The sequence below is a fragment of the Microcystis sp. M53603_WE2 genome (assembly GCF_030065435.1).
In genome coordinates, this window is sequence record NZ_JASJFF010000881.1 from 1 (window position 1) to 1865 (window position 1865).

Here is a 1865-nt window from a genome sequence, read left to right on the forward strand (position 1 = left end):
CAGGAAGAAATCCTCCGCGCCCTATTAGAAACCGTCAGTGAAAATGGTGTGGATGGAGTTACCGCGCCGCTTTTTTATGCCCTTCTCGGTGCTTTTCTGGGGGTGGGACCAGTACCCCTCGCTTGCGCTTATAAAGCCGCTAGTACCCTCGATTCGATGATTGGCTATCGTCGGCCACCCTACACCCATATTGGTTGGTTTAGTGCCAAAAGCGAGGATGTTTTGACATGGCTACCCTGTCGTTTGACGGTCTTAACTCTCGCCCTAATTTCGGGCCGGCCGGGGCGGGTTTTAAGCATTTGTTGGCGCGATGCCCGTCGGGATCCTAGTCCTAATTCTGGTTGGAGTGAATGCGTCTATGGGGCGATTTTGGGGGTGCAATTGGGGGGTAAAAATCAATATCGAGGCCAGATTGTGGAAAAACCTTTATTGGGCGATAACCTCAACCCGATTACCGTCAAAACCGTCGAACAGGCTTTGAATTTAACTCGTACTTGTGTATTACTTTGGCTGGCGATCGCTGTCAGCTGCTTGATTGCTAGAGATTTTGCTCAATTTTAGCGACCACAGGCGACGGCGTTGACGGGGTTGACGCTGCCAGTAACGGATAATCAGGGAGAAGGTCAAGAATAGGGATTGCAGTATCTGTATCTGTCCGCAGAGACGTTGATAGTTTTGTCGGAGATGATAGGTTTTCGCCCCAGCGATGACAATATATTCTGGAGCGGGGTAAAAAATGTGGTGTAAACGTCGTTCCACCCGGTTTAAAATTTTGGTCACTCGCCCTAAAATCCGCCGCAATTGCCACAATTTCCAGACTAGAAAGCAATTAAATAAAGTTAAGCCTAGATTGAAGCCGAGGACAAAAAAGAACATGGTCGAGGCGATGGTCGAGTTATGCCAATTTTAGCCTAGATTCCCCACTTCAAAGTGTCGGGGAAAGAAATCCCATCAGCTGCCCGGGTATTTAGGGTTTGCTTAATAAATCTAAAAACCTTGTTGGATAAGCTGTTGGTCATTTAAATTGCTTGTTGAGATCAGGCGGTCGGCAGGAGTCAGTATTCAGGAGATAGGAGACAGGTTTTGGAGGTTGGGGTTTTGGGGTTTTGGGGTTTTAGTTCAATTTCCCCACTTCCCCACCTCCCCAATTCATAATTCATAATTCATAATTCCCACTCCCCCTATACCCCACACCCCACACCCTACACCCCACACCCTGCCCCCAGGAAGAGCTTTTTGCCGCAAACCCTAGTTAGCGTCCGAGGGCGTGTAATCCGTTAATAATTTCGGCACAGCGCTCGGTAACTGTCTGTAAAGCTTCTCTTTTGCTAGAAATCGGTGGCGGCAGCACTTCGCCGATGCGAATAGTTAAGGGGATACTATGGGGAAAAGAAGAACCTTTTTGAAAAATCTTTTCTGTCCCCCACAAACTGACGGGTAACAGGGGAACTCCCGCTTTAGCGGCAATCATCGCCGCGCCTAGTTTTGGTTGATGGATCAATCCGTCCTCGGTGCGGGTTCCCTCCAGAAACACTCCTACTGCCCAGCCCGCTGCTAAGGCTGCCATCGCCGCCCGAATTGCCCCGCGATCACCACTGCTGCGTTTGACGGGATAGGCCCCGTAAAGAGCGATCGCCTGTTTTAAAATCGGGATGGTGAATAATTCTTCTTTAGCCATATAAGCTACGGGACGACGCACAGCACAGGATAATAGAGGTGGATCGAAGTAACTGGCGTGATTGCAGACGATAATCAGAGGATGACGCCGGGGGACATTTTCCACTCCGTAAACGCGACCGCGAAAATAGCCGTGTAGGGTTGGGCTAACGATCGACCATTTAAAGAGATGATATAAAACTAAACTG

The 1865-nt window shown here is 49.3% G+C and carries 3 protein-coding genes; 1 reads left to right on the top strand and 2 read right to left on the bottom strand.

Annotated elements, in window-relative coordinates; all coding sequences use genetic code 11:
- A partial coding sequence (gene cbiB, locus PX481_RS18715) for an adenosylcobinamide-phosphate synthase CbiB (RefSeq protein WP_288095405.1) occupies window positions 1–561 on the top strand: 561 nt, incomplete at its 5' end.
- Here cbiB and PX481_RS18720 read toward each other — a convergent pair.
- Together PX481_RS18720 and PX481_RS18725 are read right to left on the bottom strand one after the other, a co-directional pair.
- A complete protein-coding gene (locus tag PX481_RS18720; RefSeq protein ID WP_288095406.1) occupies window positions 502–876 on the bottom strand; it encodes a hypothetical protein in 375 nt (124 codons plus the stop codon). The genes cbiB and PX481_RS18720 overlap by 60 nt on opposite strands.
- A gap of 376 nt (window positions 877–1252) precedes the next feature.
- The coding region (locus PX481_RS18725; protein WP_288095408.1) for a lysophospholipid acyltransferase family protein at window positions 1253–1865 on the bottom strand (613 nt) is incomplete at its 5' end.